Source organism: Streptomyces sp. NPDC042336 (assembly GCF_055581985.1).
The window spans coordinates 117,274-137,788 of sequence record NZ_JBVJEA010000013.1; the positions used below are offsets into that span (position 1 = coordinate 117,274).

Genomic DNA, 20,515 nt, shown 5'->3' on the forward strand with positions numbered 1-20,515 from the left:
TCTCCGGGCCGGCCCTCACCTCGGCAGCTCGGCCCGCCGTACACCCGGTGCGCACAGGGCGACGACCCCGCCGAGGCCGCAGACCACGGCACTGACGGCGAAGACCGGGCCGGTGCCCCAGACGCCGATGGCGGCGGCCGACAGGGGCATGCTCAGCGGCGCGATCCCCAGGCTGACGATGCCGCCGACGGCGGTGACGCGGCCCAGGTACGCGGGGTCGGACTGGGTCTGCAGCAGGGCCCCGCACATGGCGCCGCTGAGCCCCGTGAGCAGCCCGACGAGCAGCGCCGTGCCGACGGCCGCGGGGAGGCCGGGCGCGTGGGCCAGGGCGGCGATCGCGGCCGAGCCGGGGATGATGGCGCCGGCGGCGACGCACCCGGCACGCGGCAGGCGTCCCCGTACGGTCAGCAGCAGGGCGGCGGCCCCGGCGCCCGCCCCGAACCCCGCGAGCACCCAGCCCATCCCCGAGGCGCCCCAGCCCCGCTCGTCCGCGAGCAGGGTGAGGCCCACGTTGAGGGGGCCGACGAAGCCGAGGTCGCCGAGGGCGATGGTCACCATGAGCGGACCGAGGACGCGGTGCCGGCGGACGTAGCGCAGTCCACCCACCAGGTCCCGCCAGGCGGTGGTCTCCCGGCGGGTGGTCGCGTCGTGGGGCGGCAGTTCACGCATCCGTACGGAGACCAGAAGCGGCACGGACACGGCGATCAGCAGCCCGGCGAACGCGAAGGCCGTGGCCGCGCCGCCGAGCGCCACGCCGAGTCCGCCGAGCGGTGCGCCCACGACGGCGGCGAAGCGCACGGCGAGACCGCGCATGCCCTGGACGCGGGCCAGCTGGTCCTTGGCGGTGATCCGCGCCGGCAGGGCCCCCACGGCGGGCATGAACACGGCGTCGACGGTGCCGAAGACGACGGCGAGCAGGGCGAGGAGCCACAGTCCGGGGTCGGTCGCGAAGAGCACGGCGGCGACCGCCAGGACGGTGACGCACCGCACGGTGTCACTGCCGATGACGACCCGGCGGGGCCCGAGCCGGTCGGCGACCACTCCCCCGCCGAGCATGAGCAGCGCCCGGGGCACCGCGCTGACGGCGGTGACGACACCGGCCTGCGCGGGGGTGCCGTTCTGCACGGCGGCCCAGGACAACGCGAGGAAGAACACCATGTCGCCGACCATGGACGCGGTGTAGGCGGCGACCCAGCGCAGGACGTTGGGGTCGCGGTGGGCGTGGACGGTGGCGCCGGCGGGTGTCCGTACGTCCGTCACGGACGTGGTCGCCTCAGACACGGAACGGGAATCCGTAGACGTGCAGCGCGACGTTCTCGCGCCCCTCGCTGTCGCCGGCGGCCTCCGCGGCCCGGCCCCGCTCGTCGTACTTCCTCGCCAGGGCGAGCAGTTCCTCGCCGAGTTCCTTCAGGTCGGCGGGGGTCAGTCGCAGCAGCGACTCGTTGTCGGGGGCGGCGGAGTTCCACTCGGGGCCCCAGGTGGGGCGTTCGTCGAGGTAGCGGCGGTACATGGCGGCGCGCTGCTCGTGGAAGAGCCGGGTGGCCGCGAGGTGGGCGGCGGCGCGCTCGGGCGCGTCGCGGAAGTTCTCGTCGCGCAGGCTCACACCGGCCGAGGAAGGCTGCCACCAGCGCTCCCGGCCGTCCGCGCTCTGCGGGTCGGCCTGCTCGACCAGCCCGTGCTCGGCCAGCTTGCGCAGGTGGTAGCTGACGAGGGAGACGGCCTCGTCTACCTGGTCGGCGAGCTGCGAGGCGGTCGCGGTGCGCGCGACGCAGAGGCCGCGGTAGAGCTGCATGCGCAGCGGGTGGGCGAGGGCTTTGAGGGTGCCCAGGTCGGTGATGGCGTGGTTCTCCTGGCTCGGCATGCACCCAGGCTAGATTGCGAAAGGAAAATTGCGCAATAGATGTTGCGCAACTTTCCTTTCGCATCTCGGTTCTTCTACCGGACGGGGTGCCCCGCCGCGCGCAGGGTGTCCTTCACCTCGCCGATCCGCAGGTCGCCGAAGTGGAAGACCGACGCCGCCAGCACCGCGTCCGCGCCCGCCTCGACCGCCGGGGCGAAGTGCGCGAGACTGCCCGCGCCGCCCGATGCGATGACCGGGACGCTCACGTGCTTGCGTACCGCCGCCAGCATCTCCAGGTCGTAGCCGTCCTTCGTGCCGTCCGCGTCCATCGAGTTCAGCAGGATCTCGCCCGCGCCCAGCTCGGCGGCCCGGTGCGCCCACTCGACCGCGTCGATGCCGGTGCCGCGCCGGCCGCCGTGGGTGGTCACCTCGAAGGTGCCGGCCTCGGTGCGGCGGGCGTCGACCGACAGCACGAGGACCTGGCGGCCGAAGCGCTCGGCGATCTCGCGGATCAGATCGGGACGGGCGATGGCGGCCGTGTTCACGCCCACCTTGTCCGCGCCGGCCCGCAGCAGCTTGTCCACGTCCTCGGTGGTGCGCACCCCGCCGCCGACGGTCAGCGGGATGAACACCTGCTCGGCGGTGCGGCGCACCACGTCATAGGTCGTCTCACGGTCGCCCGACGAGGCGGTGATGTCCAGGAACGTCAGCTCGTCGGCGCCCTCGGCGTCGTACACCTTGGCCATCTCGACGGGGTCGCCCGCGTCGCGCAGGTTCTGGAAGTTGACGCCCTTGACGACCCGGCCGTTGTCCACGTCCAGGCAGGGGATGACTCGGACCGCCAGGGTCATGAATCCACGGCTCCTCTATACGCTTCCACTTCGACCGACACCAGCACCCGCGAGTCGATGAAGCCCTGCACGACCAGCAGGGTCGTGACCGGGCGCACGGAGTCGAACAGCTCCTTGTGCGCGCGGCCCACCGCGTCGACGTCGCGGGAATGTGCCAGGCACACCCGGGTCCGGATCACGGACTCGATGCCGAGCCCGAACTCGGCGAGGGCCTCGACGGCGGTGCCGAAGGCCACCTTCGTCTGTTCGTACGGGTCGCCCTCGCCGTAGAGCATGTCGCCCTTGAAGGCGGTGGTGCCCGCCACGATGACACGATCACCCGCCGCCACGGCCCGTGCGAAACCGAAGGACTCTTCCCATGGACTTCCGCTCTGCACGCGCCGTACGGCTTCGGATGTCATGTCGACACAGCCTCCAGGGCCTCTTCCAGGGTGAACGACTTCGCGTAGAGGGCCTTCCCGACGATGGCCCCCTCGACACCGTCCGGGACGAGCCCGGCGATCGCGCGCAGGTCGTCCAGGGACGACACGCCGCCCGACGCCACGACCGGACGGTCGGTGGCGGCGCAGACGTTCTTCAGGAGCTCCAGGTTCGGGCCCTGGAGGGTGCCGTCCTTGGCGATGTCGGTGACCACGTACCGGGCGCAGCCCTCCTTGTTCAGGCGGTCCAGCGTCTCGTAGAGGTCGCCGCCGTCGCGGGTCCAGCCCCGGCCGCGGAGCGTGGTGCCCCGTACGTCCAGGCCCACCGCGATCCTGTCGCCGTGCTCGGCGATGACCTTGGCGACCCACTCGGGGGTCTCCAGGGCGGCCGTGCCGAGGTTGACGCGGGTGCAGCCGGTGGCGAGGGCGGCGGCGAGGGTGTCGTCGTCGCGGATGCCGCCGGACAGCTCGACCTTGATGTCCATGGCCCCCGCGACCTCGGCGATCAGCGCACGGTTGTCCCCGGTGCCGAACGCGGCGTCCAGGTCGACCAGGTGCAGCCACTCGGCGCCGGAGCGCTGCCAGGCGAGGGCTGCCTCCAGCGGGGAGCCGTAGGAGGTCTCGGTGCCGGACTCGCCGTGCACCAGGCGGACGGCCTGGCCGTCGCGGACGTCGACGGCGGGGAGGAGTTCGAGCTTGCTCATCTCTACCGGGCTCATCTCTAGAGGGTCTCGATCCAGTTGGTGAGGAGCTGGGCTCCGGCGTCGCCGGACTTCTCGGGGTGGAACTGGGTGGCCCACAGCGCGCCGTTCTCCACGGCGGCCACGAAGGGCTTGCCGTGCGTGGACCAGGTGACCCTGGGCTCGGCGATCAGCGGGTTGTGTGTCTCCTGGGTCCACTCGTGGACGGCGTAGGAGTGCACGAAGTAGAAGCGGGCGTCGGCGTCCAGGCCGGCGAAGAGCTGGGAGTCGGCCGGTGCCTCGACCGTGTTCCAGCCCATGTGGGGCACGACGTCGGCCTGGAGCGGTCCGACCGTGCCGGGCCACTCGTCGAGGCCCTCGGCCTCCACGTCGTGCTCGATGCCGCGCGAGAAGAGGATCTGCATGCCGACGCAGATGCCCATGACCGGGCGTCCGCCCGACAGCCGCCGGTCGACGATCCAGTCGCCGCGGGCGGCCTTGAGGCCGTCCATGCAGGCGGCGAAGGCGCCGACGCCGGGGACCAGCAGCCCGTCGGCGTTCATGGCCTTGTCGTAGTCGCGGGTGATCTCGACGTCGGCTCCCGCGCGCGCGAGGGCGCGCTCGGCGGAACGGACGTTGCCGAAGCCGTAGTCGAAGACGACGACCTTCTTGGCGGCGGCGGTCAACTCCACACCTCCAGCCTCAGGACGCCCGCGAGCAGGCACATGCCGGCGCCGATGGAGAGCAGCACGATCAGCCCCTTGGGCATCTGCTGCTTGGCGAAGGAGTAGATGCCGCCGAGGAGGAAGAGTCCGACGACGATCAGTGCGGTGGACGTACCGTTCATCGGTTACAGCGCGCCCTTCGTGGAAGGCAGGATGCCGGCCGCGCGGGGGTCGCGCTCCGAGGCGTAGCGCAGGGCCCTGGCCAGCGCCTTGAACTGGCACTCCACGATGTGGTGCGCGTTGCGCCCGTAGGGCACGTGCACGTGCAGGGCGATCTGGGCCTGGGCGACGAAGGACTCCAGGATGTGCCGGGTCATCGTCACGTCGTACTCGCCGATCATGGGCGCCATGTTCTCGGGCTCGGTGTGCACGAGGTAGGGGCGGCCGGAGAGGTCGACGGTGACCTGGGCGAGGGATTCGTCCAGCGGGACCGTGCAGTTGCCGAAGCGGTAGATGCCCACCTTGTCGCCGAGGGCCTGCTTGAAGGCGGCGCCCAGCGCGAGGGCGGTGTCCTCGATGGTGTGGTGGGAGTCGATGTGCAGGTCGCCGTCGGTCTTCACGGTCAGGTCGAACAGACCGTGCCGGCCGAGCTGGTCGAGCATGTGGTCGTAGAAGCCGACGCCGGTGGCGATGTCGGTCTTGCCGGTGCCGTCGAGGTCGATCTCGACGAGGACCGAGGTCTCCTTGGTCGTGCGCTCCACGCGTCCCACGCGGCTCATGTGTTCTGCTCCTTCTTGACTTCACGTACCGCGTCGAGGAACGCGTCGTTCTCCTCCGGGGTGCCGGCGGTGACCCGCAGCCATCCCGGCACGCCGTTGTCCCGGACCAGGACGCCCCGGTCGAGGATCTTCCGCCAGGTCGCGTGGGAGTCCGTGAACCGCCCGAACTGGACGAAGTTGGCGTCGGACTCGGTCACCTCGTAGCCGATGGCCCGCAGTTCGGCGACCAGCCGGTCCCGCTCGGTCTTCAGCTGCTCGACGTACTTCAGCAGCGTGTCCGTGTGCTCCAGGGCGGCCAGCGCGGTCGCCTGGGTGACGGCCGAGAGGTGGTACGGCAGCCGTACGAGCTGGACGGCGTCGACGACGGCCGGGTGCGCGGCGAGGTAGCCGAGGCGCAGGCCGGCCGCGCCGAACGCCTTCGACATGGTGCGCGAGACGACCAGGTTCGGCCGGCCCTCCAGCAGCGGCAGCAGCGAGGCGCCGTGGCTGAACTCGATGTACGCCTCGTCCACCACGACCATGGACGGCTTCGCCGCCTGGGCCGCCTCGTACAGGGCGAGGACCGTCTCGGCCGGGACCGCGTTGCCGGTGGGGTTGTTGGGGGTGGTGACGAAGACGACGTCCGGGCGGTGCTCGGCGATCGCCCGCTCGGCGGCGGGCAGGTCGATGGTGAAGTCCTCGTGGCGCGGCCCGGAGATCCAGCCGGTACCGGTGCCGCGCGCGATGAGGCCGTGCATCGAGTACGACGGCTCGAAGCCGATCGCGGTGCGGCCCGGGCCGCCGAAGGTCTGGAGCAGCTGCTGGATGACCTCGTTGGAGCCGTTGGCCGCCCAGACGTTGCTCACGTCCAGGGGGTGCCCCGAGGTCTTCGTCAGGTACTCGGCGAGCCTCGTGCGCAGCTCGACCGCGTCCCGGTCGGGGTAGCGGTTGAGGTCGCGGGCGGCCTCGCGGACCCGTTCGGCGATCCGCTCGACCAGCGCGTCGGGCAGCGGGTAGGGATTCTCGTTGGTGTTCAGCCGTACCGGCACGTCCAGCTGGGGCGCGCCGTAGGGGGACTTGCCGCGCAGCTCGTCCCGTACGGGGAGATCGTCGATGCCGAACGTCACTTGCTCTCCGGGACCTTCCACTCGCTGTGCCCGTCCGGTTCGCCTCCGGCAAAACGCGCCTTGACAGCCGCGCCGTGCGCGGGCAGGTCCTCCGCCTCCGCCAGCGTCACCACGTGCCGCGCGACCTCGGCGAGCGCGTCGCGCGTGTAGTCGACGATGTGGATGCCGCGCAGGAAGGACTGCACGGACAGGCCCGAGGAGTGGCAGGCGCAGCCGCCGGTGGGCAGGACATGGTTGGACCCGGCCGCGTAGTCACCGAGCGAGACGGGCGCCCAGGGGCCGACGAAGATCGCGCCGGCGTTCTTGACCCGGTCGGCGACGGCGGCGGCGTCGGCGGTCTGGATCTCCAGGTGCTCGGCGCCGTAGGCGTCGACCACGCGCAGTCCCTCGTCCAGGCCGTCGACGAGGACGATCGCGGACTGGCGGCCGGCCAGGGCCGGAAGGATCCGGTCCTCGATGTGCTTGGTCGCCTCGACCTGCGGCCGCAGTTCCTTCTCCACCGCGTCCGCCAGCTCCACCGAGTCGGTGACCAGGACGGCGGCGGCCAGCGGGTCGTGCTCGGCCTGGCTGATCAGGTCGGCGGCGACGTGCACCGGGTCGGCCGTGGAGTCCGCCAGGACGGCGATCTCGGTCGGACCCGCCTCGGCGTCGATGCCGATCTTCCCGGTGAAGAAGCGCTTGGCGGCGGCGACCCAGATGTTGCCGGGGCCGGTGACCATGTTGGCGGGCGGGCAGGACTCGGTGCCGTAGGCGAACATCGCGACGGCGGTGGCGCCGCCGGCCGCGTACACCTCGTCCACGCCGAGCAGGGCGCAGGCGGCCAGGATGGTGGGGTGCGGGATCCCGCCGAACTCGGCCTGCGCGGGCGAGGCGAGCGCGATCGAGCCGACGCCTGCCTCCTGCGCCGGCACCACGTTCATGACCACGGACGACGGGTAGACCGACCGACCGCCGGGCACGTAGAGCCCGACCCGCTCGACCGGCACCCACTTCTCGGTGACCGACCCGCCGGGCACCACCTGCGTGGTGTGGGTGCCGCGGCGCTGCTCGCGGTGGACGAGACGGGCGCGGCGGATGGACTCCTCGAGCGCGGCGCGCACGTCCGGGTCGAGACCCTCCAGCGCGCGGGTCAGCTCCTCGGCCGGGACGCGCACCCGCTCCAGCCGGACACCGTCGAACTGCTCGGTGAAGTCGATCAGCGCCGCGTCACCGCGATGATGCACGGCCTCGCAGATCGGACGCACCTTCTCCAGGGCGACCGAGACGTCGAAGTCGGCTCGGGGCAGCAGGTCGCGCAGGGCGGGGCCCTCGGGGAGGGCGTCGCCGCGCAGATCGATTCGGGAGATCACGGAACCAATTCTCTCAGACCCGCGTCCGGCACGGTCCGCGCGTATCAATGGCTGATACAGAACGCGACGGACCTCACGGCCCACGGTGAACTCACGCGATCCGTGCTCACTTTGAGTATTCGGATGGTAACGCAGTGGGCATGAACGGTTGTACGAAGGGTGAGCGACCGACGAGTAGGTGGGGAGGGAGTGAAGCACCATGACGGAGGGGGCAGGCCATCGTGACGGAGAGCTGCCGGACGACCTGACCATGGCCGAGGCCGGCATGTGGCAGGCGTTCCGCAACGGCACCGTGTACGACCTGAGCAGCGGCGACCCGCTCGTCGACGACCCGCACGGCGGGCGTCCGTGGGGGCCGGAGCGGACGGTGCGGGCCCGCGTCGTGTGCTGGCTGCTTCTCGACGGTCCGCCGGCGCTCGCGGGCCGGGTGTCCTCGCTGCAGCTGGTGGGCGTGCGGATCAGCGACACGATGGACCTGGCGGGCGGCACGGTGGTGCCCTACGTCGAGCTGCGGCGCTGCCGCTTCGAGCGGGAGGTGCTGCTGCCGGAGACCCGGTTCACGACGGTGCGGCTGGTGGACTGCGCGGTGCCGCGCCTGGAGGCGGCCCGGCTGCACACCGAGGGCGACCTGCATCTGCCGCGCTCCCGCTTCCCGGGCGGCATCCGGCTCACCGACGCGCAGATAGGCACCGACCTGCTGCTCAACCAGGCGATCGTGCACCGGGACCGCAGCGGGCGTTCCATCGCCGCGGACGGCATGACGGTCGGGCAGGACCTCCAGGCCGAGATGCTGGAGTCGCACGGCGAGGTGAGTCTGCGCAGCGCCCAGGTGGGCGTCTCGCTCAGCCTGCGCGGCGCCCGGCTCCTCAACCCGTACACGCGGCACGCGCTGAACGCTCCGCAGCTGACGGTGGAACGCACGCTGTACCTGACCCCGGCGGGCCTGGGCAGCCCGCTGCTGCGCGGCACCACCCCCGCGCAGGGCACCCGCATCCAGCGCTTCGAGTGCGAGGGCGGGGTGCGGCTCGACGACGGGCGGTTCGGCGACGCGCTGGACCTGGAGCACGCCCGGTTCACCTTCACCGACGACCAGGAGCTGTCGCTGCGCCGGGTGCAGACGCCCGAGCTGCGCTTCCTGGGCGAGCGTCCGGCGCGCGGGCGGGTGGTGCTGTCGGGGGCGCGGGTGGTCAACCTGATGGACCGGGCGGACAGCTGGCCGGGCCCCGGCCGGCTGCACATGGGCGGCTTCGCCTACGAGAACCTGGTGCCGCGCGGGCCGTTCCCGCTGGAGAAGCGGCTGCGCTGGGTGGGCGCCGCGACCGCCGAGTACCACCCGGAGCCGTACGAGCGCCTCGCCGCCGTGCTGCGGGCGGGCGGCGAGGACGAGGACGCCCGCGAGGTGCTGCTCGCCAAGCACCGCAGGCGTCGCGAGAGCCTGCCGGTCGCCGCGAAGCTGGTGGGCTACGCGCAGGACTGGACGGTCGCCTACGGCTACCGGCCGGGCCGGGCCGCGGTCTGGATGGCGGTGCTGTGGGCGGCAGGCTCCCTCGCCTTCGCCCGAGCGGAGCCGCCTCCGCTCAAGAGCGGCGAACACCCGGACTGGAATCCCGCCCTCTTCGCCCTCGACCTCCTCCTCCCGGTGATCGACCTGGGCCAGGCGGGCTTCTGGCAGCTCCACGACGGCTGGCAGTGGCTGTCGACGGCCCTGGTCCTGCTGGGCTGGGTCCTGGCGACCACAGTGGCAGCGGGCGCCACCCGCCTGCTCCGCCGCAACTGACCCGGCCGGGCGGACCCCCGGCTCGCCCCCATCGCAGGCCGGGCTCCCGGCTCCCGGCTCCCGGCTCCCGGCTCCCGGCTCCCGGCTCCCGGCTCCCGGCTCCCGGCTCCCGGGGAGACTCGCCCGCTCCGCCCGGGGCCGCCCCACCGACGGTGCGAGCCCCGGAGCCCGGTACGGCTCGGCGCCCGGCCGGAACGGCCCGAAACCCACACCGGACAGGCCCGGACTCCGGGCGGGAACGCCTGCCTGCGCCCCGCCAGGCTCGGGACCCCAGCCTTGAAGGCCCGTCCCACGCCCGCCAGGCTCACTCCCCGGTCCCCGAAGACCCGTCCCACGCCCTTACCGGCCCGGAGACCGCCACCGGAAGACCGGACCCGGGCTCCAGGAGGGCGACCCGACTCCGTACCCCCCGCCCCGCTCCGGGGCCACCCGGAGGCTCGTCCCCGGCCCCGCCGCGGCGCCGGGCCACCATGCACGGAGTGCTCGGCACAGTTCTCGGGCGCCCCCTCAGCCCGCCGCCGGAAAGCCGCCGACGGCGGGAGGTCCCGCGACGGCCGCCCGCACCCGGCGACGCGGGCCGCGCGGAGCGGTCCGGGCCGGAATCCACGATCGGCCGAAGGCGGAGCCGGGGCCGCACAACCATCCCGAACCCTCGGCCGTCGTACTGGCATGCTGCGCGCGTTCCTGCGGACCGCGGCTGCCCGGGCCCGGTCCCGGTCACCGCGACCTGCCCCCGACGACGACGTGCTCCTCGACGCCCCCGACGACCGCCTCGCCCCCGCCCTAGTCGCCGCGGCCCGGGGCGAGCACGGCCCCGCGGCCGGCCTCCTCGCCGGTACCCGCGAGAACGCCGAATGGGACCACCGCGACCGTTACGCGACCCGGCTCGCCGCCTTCGCCCGCTCCCGCTCCGGTTGGCTCGACACCTGGCGCGCCGCCGCCCCGGACGACCCCGACGCCCTGCTGGTCGCGGCCCGTCTGACGGTCCACCGTCACTACGACTCGCCGGCCCGCGCCGAACTGCTGCGCCAGGTGCTCCCCACGGTCGTCGCCGCCGCCGACGCCGCCGGTCCCGACGACCCGGTGCCGTGGCGGACCGCGCTGGACGCCGCGCGGGGCGCGCGTGCCGGGCACGCCGAGTTCGAGCGCCTGTGGGAGCAGGCGGTCCGGCGCTCCCCGCACCACTACGGCAGCCATGTCGCCGCCCTGGAGTACCTGGCCGCCGCCTCGCCGGACGCCCAGGGCGAGTGCCTGGACTTCGCGGAGACGGCCGCTCAGGACGCCCCCAAGGACGCGCTCGTACGGGCCCTGCCGCTGCACGCGGCCCTGACCTGCCCGACGCCCACCGCCGTACGCGCCCACCGCCCTCGCCTGGACGCGGCCGCGGACCGCGCGATCGCCCTCTCCGCCGCCCACCCCGCGGCCGATCCCTGGGCGGCGGAGCTGCGGAACCTGCTCGCCCACACCCTCGTACGCCTGGACCGCCACCGGGACGCGGCCGAGCAGCTGCGGCTGACCGGCCCGTACGTCACGTCCTTCCCGTGGGACCGGGACTCGGACGACCCGCTCGGCGGCTTCCTGCGGGTGCGCGCGGAGGTCCGTGCCCGCCTGGGCGGAGCGGCCGCCACGCCCGGTACGGCGGGCCCGGGACAGCCGCGAAGTGGGCACGGCGGTCGCGTCCGCCCCGGCGACCATTAGGCTTCTGCGTCGTGACCACCGTCCGGCTCCCCCTCTTCCCCCTGAACTCGGTCCTGTTCCCGGGGCTGGTGCTCCCGCTCAACATCTTCGAGGAGCGCTATCGCGCCATGATGCGCGAGTTGCTGAAGACTTCCGAGGACGAACCACGCCGGTTCGCCGTCGTGGCGATCCGCGACGGCCACGAGGTGGCCCAGACCGCCCCCGGCCTGCCCGACCCCACGGCCACCCTCGAACGCGGGCCGGCGGCCGGCTTCGGGACCGACCCGCTCAAGGCGTTCCACAAGGTGGGCTGCGTCGCCGACGCGGCGACGATCCGCGAGCGGGCCGACGGCACCTTCGAGGTGCTGGCGACCGGCACGACCCGGATGCGGCTGCTCTCGGTGGAGGCCTCGGGGCCGTTCCTGACGGCCGAGCTGGATCCGCTGCCCGAGGAGCCCGGCGACGAGGCGGGCGCCCTGGCGGAGGGGGTGCTGCGCTCCTTCCGGCAGTACCAGAAGCGGCTGGCCGGGGCGCGCGAGCGGTCGCTGGCGACCGGCGCCGACCTGCCGGACGAACCGGGTGTGGTCTCCTACCTGGTCGCCGCCGCGATGATGCTGGACACGCCCACGAAGCAGCGCCTGCTCCAGGCCCCGGACACCGCGTCGCGGCTGCGGGACGAGCTGAAACTCCTTCGCTCGGAGACCTCCATCATCCGTACGCTGCCGTCCCTGCCGGCGTCGGAACTGACGCGCTCCCCGACGAGTCTCAACTGAGGTACTGGCCCGCATGGCGAAGAACAAGCCGAGCAAGGCGAAGAAGCAGCAGCCGGGCGGCACGCCCGCGACGGTGGCGCTCACGGCGGCCGGAGTGACGTACACGGTCCACGCCTACGAGCACGACCCCGCCCACCCGTCGTACGGCGAGGAGGCGGCCGAGGCGATGGGCGTCTCGCCGGAGCGGGTGTTCAAGACACTGGTGGCGGACGTCGACGGCGCCCTGACGGTCGCGGTGGTGCCGGTGGCGGGCCAGCTGGACCTCAAGGCGCTGGCGGCCGCGGTGGGCGGCAAGCGCGCGGTGATGGCCGACCCGGCGCTGGCCGAGCGGACCACGGGGTATGTGCGCGGCGGCATCTCCCCGCTGGGCCAGCGCAAGCGGCTGGCGACGGTCCTGGACGCGTCGGCCGCGGAGCACGCCACGATCTGTGTCTCGGCGGGCCGCCGCGGCCTGGAGGTCGAGCTGTCCCCCGGCGACCTGGCCAGGCTCACGGACGCGGTCCTGGCCCCGGTCGGCCGCGCCTGACCTCTCGACAGGCCCCCTGTCATCGGCCGGCCGGACAGGCCCTAGGCCGACTTGTCCCCGTGCGGCGCCGACGGGTACTGCCCCGGCGCCGGCCAGGGGGCGGGCTCCGGGTCACGGGGCCCGAACAGGCCGGTCAGCCCCAGGTGGACCACCAGCGCCGCGAGCGACCAGGCCAGCAGCGCCCCCTTGGCGCCCAGCTTGAGCGGGGCGGAGAACGTCACCCCTTTGCCCACGTCCTTGGCGTGCGCGATCACGTCCTGCGTCGGCCCGAGCCAGACCCCGAGCCGCCAGGCCAGCAGCGAGCCGAGCAGCCCGCCGACGCCGAGGGCCACCACCAGCGGCACGCCCCCGCGCCGCCGCAGCAGGAAGACCACGACCGCGCTGAGCGCCCCGAACGCCAGCGCGAGCAGCGTGAACGTTCCGTCGACGCCGATCGCCTGCTCGCCCTCGGAGTCCTTGAGGTAGACGACCCAGCTGTCGTTGACCACCTCTCCCACCAGCGGCACGCTCGGTGCCAGCTTCCACCACAGCACGCCCAGCAGCGCACCGGAGAGCGCGACCGCCACCGCGGTCACGGCGGCCTGTCGCACTTCGGTCAGCATCCCGGGGCCGTCCTGTTCGCCGTGCGGGCCGTAAGGGTCGTGGGAACCGCCGGGCGCGGCTCCCACCGCGTGTGCGCCGACGGGCTGCGGCACCGGCCCGCCCTGGTACGACGGGCGTTCGTTCGGCGGCGGTGGCGGAGTCAAGGGTGCGGTCACCGTGCCATCGTGCCAAACCCGCCTGTGCGGCGCGTCACCGGACGGCGGCCCGGCGGTACGCCCAGGTCGCCACCGCCAGCGAGATCACCCCGACCGCGGCGCACACCGCGAGGTCGCCGAGGACGAAGCCCCAGTCGGGCCGCTCGCCGAAGGTGCGCGCGAAGGCCTCCACGCCGTAGGTGGAGGGCAGCAGGTCCCGGGCCAGGCGGACCACCTGCGGCATCCGCTCGGGCGGCAGCACGCCGAGGAGCAGGGCCGCCGACATGCCGAGCTGGCCGAGGAGCGTGGCGAACTCGGGCCGGGGGGCGAGCAGGCCCAGCGCCGCGCCCAGTCCGGCGAGGGCGGCGCCCGCGAGCGGGATCACGGCCACCAGCACCCACAGGTGGGTCATGGGCAGCCCGAACAGCAGGCACCCGAACACCGCCGTCACCACGGTCCCCGGCACGGTGAAGGACGCGTAGGCGCCCGCCGCGCCCAGCACCACCGCGGCGGGCGGCACCGGCAGGGTCGCGTAGTGGTCGAGGCCGCCGCTGGCGCGCAGCTGGCCGAAGTACTGGGCGAGGAGGTTCAGCGCGACGAAGGCCACGACGAGCACCGCGGACCCGGCGACCACGGCCCGTGCCTCGCCGCCGCCGTCCACGACGCCGCGCATCAGGATCATGATGCCGACCGACTGGAAGGTCGCCACGAACAGCAGCGGGATGCGCGCGACCCGTGCCCGGGACAGCTGCGCCCGGTACACGGCCACCAAGGAGGGCCACAGCCGTGCCCTGGGCCCCAGCTCGGCCGGGCCGGCCACACGCCGCCCCTCGGCTGCCGGGGCGGCACCCCGCAGGGCATCGGCGGGTACGACACTCACGTCGCGCAGCTCCCCTTCGCTCGGGTCGTTCGAAGCGGTCGCCCCGGCCGGGACGGTCGCCCCGACGGGTACGGATGCGGCGGCCGGTGTTCTCACCGCTCGCGTGCTCACGCCCTCACCAGCCCCTGTCGCGCGGCGCCACCCAGCGCCAGGTACACGTCCTCCAGGCTGGGCGTGGCCAGGGTGAAGTCGTCCAGGGCGGCGAAGGCGGCGCCGCCGGTGACGGTGGCGACGACCGCGCGGGCCTCCTCGGGGGCGAGCCGCAGGGTCCAGCGGCGCCCCGACTCGACGACGCGGTCGCGCAGGGCGGCGACCTCCGGGACGTTCAGCGGCGCGCTCTCGCGCCACACCAGGTCGACGCGGACCTCTCCGGCGACCTTCTCCTTGAGCCCCGAGGGCGTGTCGCAGGCGATGACGCGTCCCCGGTCGAGGACGGCGACCCGGTCCAGCACGGTCTCGGCCTCGATGACGTTGTGGGTGACGAGCAGCACGGTGGCGCCGTGTTCGGCGCGCCGCCGGTCGACGGCCGACCACACCGCGCGCCGGGCCACCGGGTCCATGCCGGTGGTGGGCTCGTCCAGCACGAGCAGTGGCCGCTCCCCCACCAGTGCGGCGGCGAAGCAGGCCAGGCGGCGCTGACCGCCGGAGAGCTTCTTGATCGGGCGGGCGGCGAGGCCGGTCAGGCCCAGCTCCTCGAGCACGGCGTCCCGCTCGGCGCGCGCCCGGCGCACCTCCAGGCCGCGCAGCCGCCCGGTGGTCTCGGCGGCGAGCGACACGGTCAGCTCGTCCAGGGCGCTGGACTCCTGTCCCAGGTAGGCGAGGATCCGGGCGGCCCGCTCGGGGTGGCGCACGATGTCGTGGCCGAGGATCTCCACGCTGCCGCTGTCGGGCCGCATCAGCCCGGTGAGCTGGCGCACCAGGGTGGACTTGCCGGCGCCGTTGGGTCCGAGCAGGCCGAAGATCTCACCGCGGCGGATGTCCAGGGTGACGTCGTCGGTGGCCCGCACCTCGGGAGTGGCGGGTACGCCGCGCCTGCCCCGCAGGGCCGGATAGGTCTTGGTCAGTGCGCGCACCACGCACACGGCATCGCCACCGGGTCCAGGTGCCTGTGCCGCGCGCGTACTCACAAGGGAGGAGACTACGGGGTCGGTCCCCCCGACCCGCTCCCGGGTCCGCCCATAAGTGTCGATTCAGCAGGTGTCGGTCCGGCCGGGGAGCACCCGGTCTCGCCGGGGAGCGCCGGGGCGTCTCACTCGGCGGCGGGAGTGCGTTCGGTCGCCGTGCGCACGTCGATCTCGCGCCAGAAACCGGCCCGGATGGCGTACCGGTCGTGCTCGTCGATCTGGTCGTCCTTGTGGGCGAGCAGCCCGAAGCGGGCCGCGTAGCGCAGCAGCTCCCCGTCGACGCGGTGCGGGATGCGCGGGTACATACCGGACAGTTTCTGCAGGTGGCCGTGGTCGCCGAGGCGTTCGAGCCAGCGCCGGGCGAAGACCTGTCCCACCTCGTACGGGTCGCCGCCGACCGTGGTGATGTCCTCCTCGCGGTCGGCCCAGCGCTGCTCGGCCGTGGTGAGCTGGGCCAGCGTCGGCAGCGAGGCGGCCTCGGACGGCTCGGCCGCGGGCCGGTCGACCCAGCCCTTGTCGGAGGACCAGCGCAGGGTGGCGTTGGCCGGCTGCGGGGCGGGGTGGGGGCCGGGGGCGCGCAGGGCGGCGAGGTCCTTGGGGGTGGGGACGCCCTTGGCGGGCGGCACCCGCTCGTCGGTGGTGCCGCCCTGCCCCGCGGCGGACGTGGTGGGGTGCTCGGGCGTCTCGGCGGGCCGCTGGGCGGCGGAGAGGGCGGACTCGGGCAGCGGCGCGGAGAGGATCGCGGCGATCTCGGGGCGGGGCACGGGCGGCGGCGCGCAGATGCCGCCCAGCTCCTTGGCGCGTACGGCCTTCGTGATCCACGTACGGTCCAGGACGCGGCGTTCGTCGGCCTCGGCGACCAGGTCCTCGGACTGGTTGTAGTCGCCGTCGGCGGCCTGAACGGCCCACAGGTGGACGGCGACGCCGTGCTCCTTGGCGGCCATCATGCCGGGCAGCAGGTCGCCGTCGCCGGTGACCAGGACGACGTCGGAGCAGGCGCGGTTGCGGGCCAGCTCGGTCAGCTCGGCGTGCATGGCGGCGTCCACGCCCTTCTGCGCCCAGCGGCCGTCACTGCGGGTGAGGGCACCGAGCCGGACGGTGACCCGGGGCATCACGCGCAGCCGCCGGTGTTCGGGCTGCGGGACGCGGTCGGGGGCACCGTCGAACCAGTAGATGCGCAGCAGGGGCTGCTGCGTGTCGGACTCGGCGCGGTCGCGCAACCCCTGGATGAGGGCGGCGTGGTCGACGGTGATGCGCGAGCGCGAGGGCTCTCCCGCCAGGAGACTCGCGGCGGCCCCCAGCAGATACCCGGCGTCCACCAGGACGATGCAGCGGTCCACGCGATCCACCCTCTTTCCGGGAGGTTTGCTTCGGGCTTGCTTCGAGTCTGCCCGACCGCGCGGAGGTTAACGGCCCGAACTCGATCTTCGGCGTGGCGTTTCGGCGCCCCGCGCTCCGTCGAGCCGCGTCACGGACGGTAATTGCCCGATATGCGTTCTTTGTTGGGCTATGTGAATCTGGTTCCGGCCCTGGCCCCTAGATCCCCCTCAGGAGGTAGATCACCATGGCCAAGAACAAGAACAACCGTGATCGTAAGCAGCCCCAGGCCGAGCGCTCCCCGCAGGCCGCCGAGTCGGCCGTACTGGACCGCGAGGAGCAGCACTCCCCGCAGCTGACGACGCCCGGTGACGCGGCGTCCCGCAAGCGGCAGAAGCGCTTCGGCCACAACTGACGTCCACGACGAGGGGCGCACCCGGCAACCGGGGGCGCCCCTCGCTCGTTTCTCCGCTCAGCCCGCCAGGCAGGACGGTCCGAGCAGCACCTTCAGGTCGCCGAACAGCGCCGGATCGGGCTTCACCCGGTGCCGGTCCAGGCGCAGCACCGTCGTCTTCGTCGGCCCCTGGAGCTTGATCCGCACCTCGCTGTCGCCGCGGTGGTGGGTGAGGATCTCCCCGAGCCTGCTGACCATCGGCGGGGTGACGCGGGTCGCCGGGATGGTGAGGACGACGGGCGCGTTGGTGCCCGCGTTGGACAGGTCGGGAACCATCAGCTCCATCGCGACCAGCCGGGGCACGTCCTCCCGCTTGTCGAGGCGTCCCTTGACGAACACCACGGCGTCCTCGACCAGTTGGGTGGACACCAGCTGGTACGTCGCCGGGAAGAACATGCACTCCAGCGAGCCGGCGAGGTCCTCGACGGTGGCGATGGCCCAGGCGTTGCCCTGCTTGGTCATCTTGCGCTGGAGACCGGAGATGATGCCGCCGATGGTGACGACCGCGCCGTCGCCGAAGTCACCGCCGGTGAGCTGGGAGATGCCCGCGTCCGCCTTGTCGGACAGCACGTGCTCCAGGCCGAAGAGCGGGTGGTCGGAGACGTAGAGGCCGAGCATCTCCCGCTCCTGGGCGAGGAGGTAGGTCTTGTCCCACTCGTCCTCGCCGAAGACGACGTCGAGTCCGAAGCCGGGCTCGTCGTTCTGCTCGTCGCCCATGCCGCCGAAGAGGTCGAACTGGCCCTCGGCCTCCTTGCGCTTGACCGCGACCACGTTGTCGATCATCGGCTCGTACTGCGCGGTGAGGCCCTTGCGGGTGTGCCCCATCTCGTCGAAGGCGCCGGCCTTGATCAGCGACTCCGTCGTCCGCTTGTTGCAGACGACCGCCTCCACCTTGTCCAGGTAGTCGGGGAAGGACGCGTACTTCCCCTTGGCCTTGCGGCACTTGATGATCGACTCGACGACGTTGGTGCCGACGTTGCGCACGGCGGAGAGGCCGAAGAGGATCACGTCGTCGCCCTGCGCGGCGAAGTTCGCCATGGACTCGTTGACGTTGGGCGGCAGCACCTTGATGCCCATGCGGCGGCACTCGTTCAGGTAGACGGCCGACTTGTCCTTGTCGTCCTTGACCGAGGTGAGCAGGGCGGCCATGTACTCGGCCGGGTAGTTCGCCTTCAGGTAGCCGGTCCAGTAGGAGACCAGCCCGTACGCGGCCGAGTGCGCCTTGTTGAAGGCGTAGCCGGCGAAGGGGACCAGCACGTCCCACAGGGCCTGGATGGCCTCGTCGCTGTAGCCGTTCTTCCTGGCTCCGGCCTGGAAGAGGACGAAGTTCTTCGCCAGTTCGTCCGGCTTCTTCTTGCCCATCACGCGGCGCAGGATGTCGGCCTCGCCGAGCGAGTAGCCCGCGATGATCTGGGCGGCCTTCTGCACCTGCTCCTGGTAGACGATCAGGCCGTAGGTGACCGCGAGGACCTCCTGGAGGGGCTCCTCCAGCTCCTTGTGGATCGGCGTGATCTCCTGGAGGCCGTTCTTGCGCAGCGCGTAGTTAGTGTGCGAGTCCATGCCCATGGGGCCGGGACGGTAGAGCGCGGAGACGGCGGAGATGTCTTCGAAGTTGTCGGGCTTCATCAGCCGCAGCAGGGAGCGCATCGGACCGCCGTCGAACTGGAAGACGCCGAGCGTGTCGCCGCGTTGCAGCAGTTCGAAGGTCTTGGGGTCGTCCAGCGGCAGCGACAGCAGGTCGAGGTCGATGCCCTTGTTGGACTTCACCATCTTGACGGCGTCGTCCATGATCGTGAGGTTGCGCAGGCCGAGGAAGTCCATCTTCAGCAGGCCGAGCGACTCGCACTGCGGGTAGTCCCACTGCGTGATGGTCACGCCGTCGGTGTGCCGCACCCAGATCGGGGCGTGGTCGACGATGGGCTCGCTGGACATGATCACGCCGGCCGCGTGCACGCCCATCTGCCTCACCAGGCCCTCGACGCCCTTGGCGGTGTCGATGACCTTCTTCACGTCCGGCTCGTTCTCGTACATCGAGCGGATCTCGCCGGCCTCGCTGTAGCGCGGGTGCGTCGGGTCCGTGATGCCGTTGAGGTCGATGCCCTTGCCGAGGACGTCGGCGGGCATGGCCTTGGTGAGCCGGTCGCCCATCGCGTACGGATAGCCCAGCACGCGCGCGGAGTCCTTGATGGCGTTCTTCGCCTTGATCTTGCCGTACGTGCCGATCATGGCGACCTTGTCGGCGCCGTACTTCTCGGTCACGTACCTGATCACCTCGACACGCCTGCGCTCGTCGAAGTCGATGTCGACGTCGGGCATGGAGACGCGCTCGGGGTTGAGGAACCGCTCGAAGATCAGGCCGTGCGGGATCGGGTCGAGGTCGGTGATGCCCATCGCGTACGCCACGATCGAACCGGCCGCCGAGCCTCGGCCGGGGCCGACCGCGATGCCCTGGTTCTTGGCCCACATGATGAAGTCGGCGACCACGAGGAAGTAGCCCGGGAACCCCATCTGGATGATGACGTCCATCTCGTACTCGGCCTGCTTCTGGCGGTCCTCGGGGACGCCGCCGGGGAAGCGGCGCGCCATGCCGCGGCGCACCTCCTCCTGGAACCAGGTGATCTCGGTGTAGCCCTCGGGGATGTCGAACTTCGGCATGAGGTCGCGCTTCTCGAACATGCCGGTCGTGTCGATCATCTCGGCGATCAGGCGCGTGTTGGCGCAGCCCTCCTGCCAGGCGTCGGAGGAGTCGATGGCGTACATCTCGTCCGTCGACTTCAGGTAGTAGCCGGTGCCGTCGAAGCGGAAGCGGTCCGGATCGGAGAGGTTCTTGCCGGTCTGGATGCACAGCAGCGCGTCGTGGGCGGTCGCCTCGTGCGCGTAGGTGTAGTGCGAGTCGTTGGTGACCAGCGGCGGGATGCCGAGCTTCTTGCCGATCTCCAGGAGTCCGTCGCGGACCCGGTGCTCGATCTCGATGCCGTGGTCCATCAGCTCCAGGAAGTAGCGGTCCTTGCCGAAGATGTCCTGGTAGTCGGCGGCGGCCTTCAGGGCCTCGTCGAAGTGGCCCAGGCGCAGCCGGGTCTGCACCTCGCCGGAGGGGCAGCCGGTGGAGGCGACGATGCCCTCGGACCACTGGCTGATGGTCTCCTTGTCCATCCGGGGCCACTTCTGCAGCCAGCCCTCGGCGTACGCGTCGGAGGAGAGGCGGAAGAGGTTGTGCAGTCCCGTGCTGTTCGTCGCCCACATGGTCTTGTGGGTGTAGCCGCCGGAACCGGACACGTCGTCCCGCTTCTGGTGCGGCTGACCCCACTGGATCTTGCGCTTGTTGCGCCGGGACTCGGGGGCGACATACGCCTCGATCCCGATGATCGGGGTGACTCCGGCCTTCTTCGCGGAGTGGAAGAAGTCGTACGCCCCGTGCAGGTTGCCGTGGTCGGACATGGCGATGTGCGTCATGCCCATCTCGTTGCAGGCGTCGAACATGTCCTTGAGCCGCGCGGCACCGTCCAGCAGCGAGTACTGGGTGTGGACGTGCAGGTGCGTGAACGGCGGCTTGGACACGTG

General features: G+C 72.4%; 20 protein-coding genes. 5 read left to right on the forward strand and 15 right to left on the reverse strand.

What is annotated here, in order from left to right; all coding sequences use genetic code 11:
* Positions 1-15: 15 nt before the first annotated feature.
* The 10 genes from ACZ6IM_RS26490 to hisD all read right to left on the reverse strand — a co-directional run bounded on the left by ACZ6IM_RS26490 (position 16) and on the right by hisD (position 7,689).
* Complete coding sequence (locus tag ACZ6IM_RS26490; RefSeq protein ID WP_469559633.1) at positions 16-1,281, reverse strand: MFS transporter; 1,266 nt, start codon at positions 1,279-1,281, stop codon at positions 16-18.
* Positions 1,274-1,861: a helix-turn-helix domain-containing protein gene (locus ACZ6IM_RS26495; protein ID WP_052841506.1), complete on the reverse strand. Its 588-nt coding sequence runs from the start codon at positions 1,859-1,861 to the stop codon at positions 1,274-1,276. The genes ACZ6IM_RS26490 and ACZ6IM_RS26495 overlap by 8 nt, the downstream gene beginning before the upstream one ends.
* 74 nt (positions 1,862-1,935) lie before the next feature.
* Complete coding sequence (hisF, locus tag ACZ6IM_RS26500) at positions 1,936-2,691, reverse strand: imidazole glycerol phosphate synthase subunit HisF (protein ID WP_052841505.1); 756 nt, start codon at positions 2,689-2,691, stop codon at positions 1,936-1,938.
* Positions 2,688-3,092: a RidA family protein gene (locus ACZ6IM_RS26505; protein WP_052841504.1), complete on the reverse strand. Its 405-nt coding sequence runs from the start codon at positions 3,090-3,092 to the stop codon at positions 2,688-2,690. The genes hisF and ACZ6IM_RS26505 overlap by 4 nt, the downstream gene beginning before the upstream one ends.
* Positions 3,089-3,814 carry a bifunctional 1-(5-phosphoribosyl)-5-((5-phosphoribosylamino)methylideneamino)imidazole-4-carboxamide isomerase/phosphoribosylanthranilate isomerase PriA gene (gene priA / locus ACZ6IM_RS26510; RefSeq protein ID WP_052841503.1) on the reverse strand — a complete coding sequence of 242 codons (726 nt, stop codon included), beginning with the start codon at positions 3,812-3,814 and terminating at the stop codon, positions 3,089-3,091. Before priA ends, ACZ6IM_RS26505 begins: the two co-directional genes overlap by 4 nt.
* A gap of 17 nt (positions 3,815-3,831) precedes the next feature.
* The gene (hisH, locus tag ACZ6IM_RS26515) at positions 3,832-4,482 is read right to left on the reverse strand and encodes an imidazole glycerol phosphate synthase subunit HisH (RefSeq protein ID WP_052841502.1); all 651 of its coding nucleotides are present in this window, start codon (positions 4,480-4,482) and stop codon (positions 3,832-3,834) included.
* Positions 4,473-4,637 (reverse strand): hypothetical protein, encoded by a 165-nt coding sequence (locus ACZ6IM_RS26520; RefSeq protein ID WP_198601857.1) that lies wholly within the window; start codon positions 4,635-4,637, stop codon positions 4,473-4,475. The genes hisH and ACZ6IM_RS26520 overlap by 10 nt, the downstream gene beginning before the upstream one ends.
* A 3-nt stretch (positions 4,638-4,640) precedes the next feature.
* Complete coding sequence (gene hisB, locus ACZ6IM_RS26525) at positions 4,641-5,234, reverse strand: imidazoleglycerol-phosphate dehydratase HisB (RefSeq protein WP_007448566.1); 594 nt, start codon at positions 5,232-5,234, stop codon at positions 4,641-4,643.
* Positions 5,231-6,340 (reverse strand): histidinol-phosphate transaminase, encoded by a 1,110-nt coding sequence (locus tag ACZ6IM_RS26530; protein ID WP_052841500.1) that lies wholly within the window; start codon positions 6,338-6,340, stop codon positions 5,231-5,233. The genes hisB and ACZ6IM_RS26530 overlap by 4 nt, the downstream gene beginning before the upstream one ends.
* On the reverse strand, positions 6,337-7,689 hold the full coding sequence (hisD, locus tag ACZ6IM_RS26535; RefSeq protein ID WP_052841499.1) for a histidinol dehydrogenase: 1,353 nt from the start codon (positions 7,687-7,689) through the stop codon (positions 6,337-6,339). The genes ACZ6IM_RS26530 and hisD overlap by 4 nt, the downstream gene beginning before the upstream one ends.
* Positions 7,690-7,888: 199 nt before the next feature.
* Between hisD and ACZ6IM_RS26540 the strand changes: the two genes are divergently transcribed.
* The 4 genes from ACZ6IM_RS26540 (at position 7,889) to ybaK (ending at position 12,442) form a co-directional block, all read left to right on the forward strand.
* A complete protein-coding gene (locus ACZ6IM_RS26540) occupies positions 7,889-9,466 on the forward strand; it encodes an oxidoreductase (protein WP_469559641.1) in 1,578 nt (525 codons plus the stop codon).
* A gap of 669 nt (positions 9,467-10,135) precedes the next feature.
* Positions 10,136-11,164 carry a hypothetical protein gene (locus ACZ6IM_RS26545; RefSeq protein ID WP_469559644.1) on the forward strand — a complete coding sequence of 343 codons (1,029 nt, stop codon included), beginning with the start codon at positions 10,136-10,138 and terminating at the stop codon, positions 11,162-11,164.
* An 11-nt stretch (positions 11,165-11,175) separates the two neighbouring features.
* Positions 11,176-11,916 (forward strand): LON peptidase substrate-binding domain-containing protein, encoded by a 741-nt coding sequence (locus ACZ6IM_RS26550; protein ID WP_052841496.1) that lies wholly within the window; start codon positions 11,176-11,178, stop codon positions 11,914-11,916.
* 13 nt (positions 11,917-11,929) lie between these two features.
* Positions 11,930-12,442 carry a Cys-tRNA(Pro) deacylase gene (ybaK, locus tag ACZ6IM_RS26555; RefSeq protein ID WP_469559648.1) on the forward strand — a complete coding sequence of 171 codons (513 nt, stop codon included), beginning with the start codon at positions 11,930-11,932 and terminating at the stop codon, positions 12,440-12,442.
* A 41-nt stretch (positions 12,443-12,483) separates the two neighbouring features.
* Here the strand turns inward: ybaK and ACZ6IM_RS26560 are convergent, their stop codons facing one another.
* The 4 genes from ACZ6IM_RS26560 to ACZ6IM_RS26575 all read right to left on the reverse strand — a co-directional run bounded on the left by ACZ6IM_RS26560 (position 12,484) and on the right by ACZ6IM_RS26575 (position 16,523).
* Positions 12,484-13,200: an AAA family ATPase gene (locus ACZ6IM_RS26560; RefSeq protein ID WP_469559650.1), complete on the reverse strand. Its 717-nt coding sequence runs from the start codon at positions 13,198-13,200 to the stop codon at positions 12,484-12,486.
* A 34-nt stretch (positions 13,201-13,234) separates the two neighbouring features.
* Positions 13,235-14,059: an ABC transporter permease gene (locus ACZ6IM_RS26565; protein WP_052841493.1), complete on the reverse strand. Its 825-nt coding sequence runs from the start codon at positions 14,057-14,059 to the stop codon at positions 13,235-13,237.
* A 107-nt stretch (positions 14,060-14,166) separates the two neighbouring features.
* A complete protein-coding gene (locus ACZ6IM_RS26570; RefSeq protein ID WP_052841492.1) occupies positions 14,167-15,141 on the reverse strand; it encodes an ABC transporter ATP-binding protein in 975 nt (324 codons plus the stop codon).
* Positions 15,142-15,308: 167 nt separating this feature from the next.
* Positions 15,309-16,523, reverse strand: a complete 1,215-nt coding sequence (locus tag ACZ6IM_RS26575) for an NYN domain-containing protein (RefSeq protein ID WP_052841491.1) — start codon at positions 16,521-16,523, stop codon at positions 15,309-15,311.
* A 224-nt stretch (positions 16,524-16,747) separates the two neighbouring features.
* On the opposite strand from ACZ6IM_RS26575, the gene ACZ6IM_RS26580 reads away from it, so the two are divergent.
* The gene (locus ACZ6IM_RS26580) at positions 16,748-16,915 is read left to right on the forward strand and encodes a hypothetical protein (protein ID WP_052841490.1); all 168 of its coding nucleotides are present in this window, start codon (positions 16,748-16,750) and stop codon (positions 16,913-16,915) included.
* 57 nt (positions 16,916-16,972) lie between these two features.
* Here the strand turns inward: ACZ6IM_RS26580 and dnaE are convergent, their stop codons facing one another.
* A complete protein-coding gene (gene dnaE / locus ACZ6IM_RS26585) occupies positions 16,973-20,512 on the reverse strand; it encodes a DNA polymerase III subunit alpha (protein ID WP_052841489.1) in 3,540 nt (1,179 codons plus the stop codon).
* Positions 20,513-20,515: the final 3 nt, after the last annotated feature.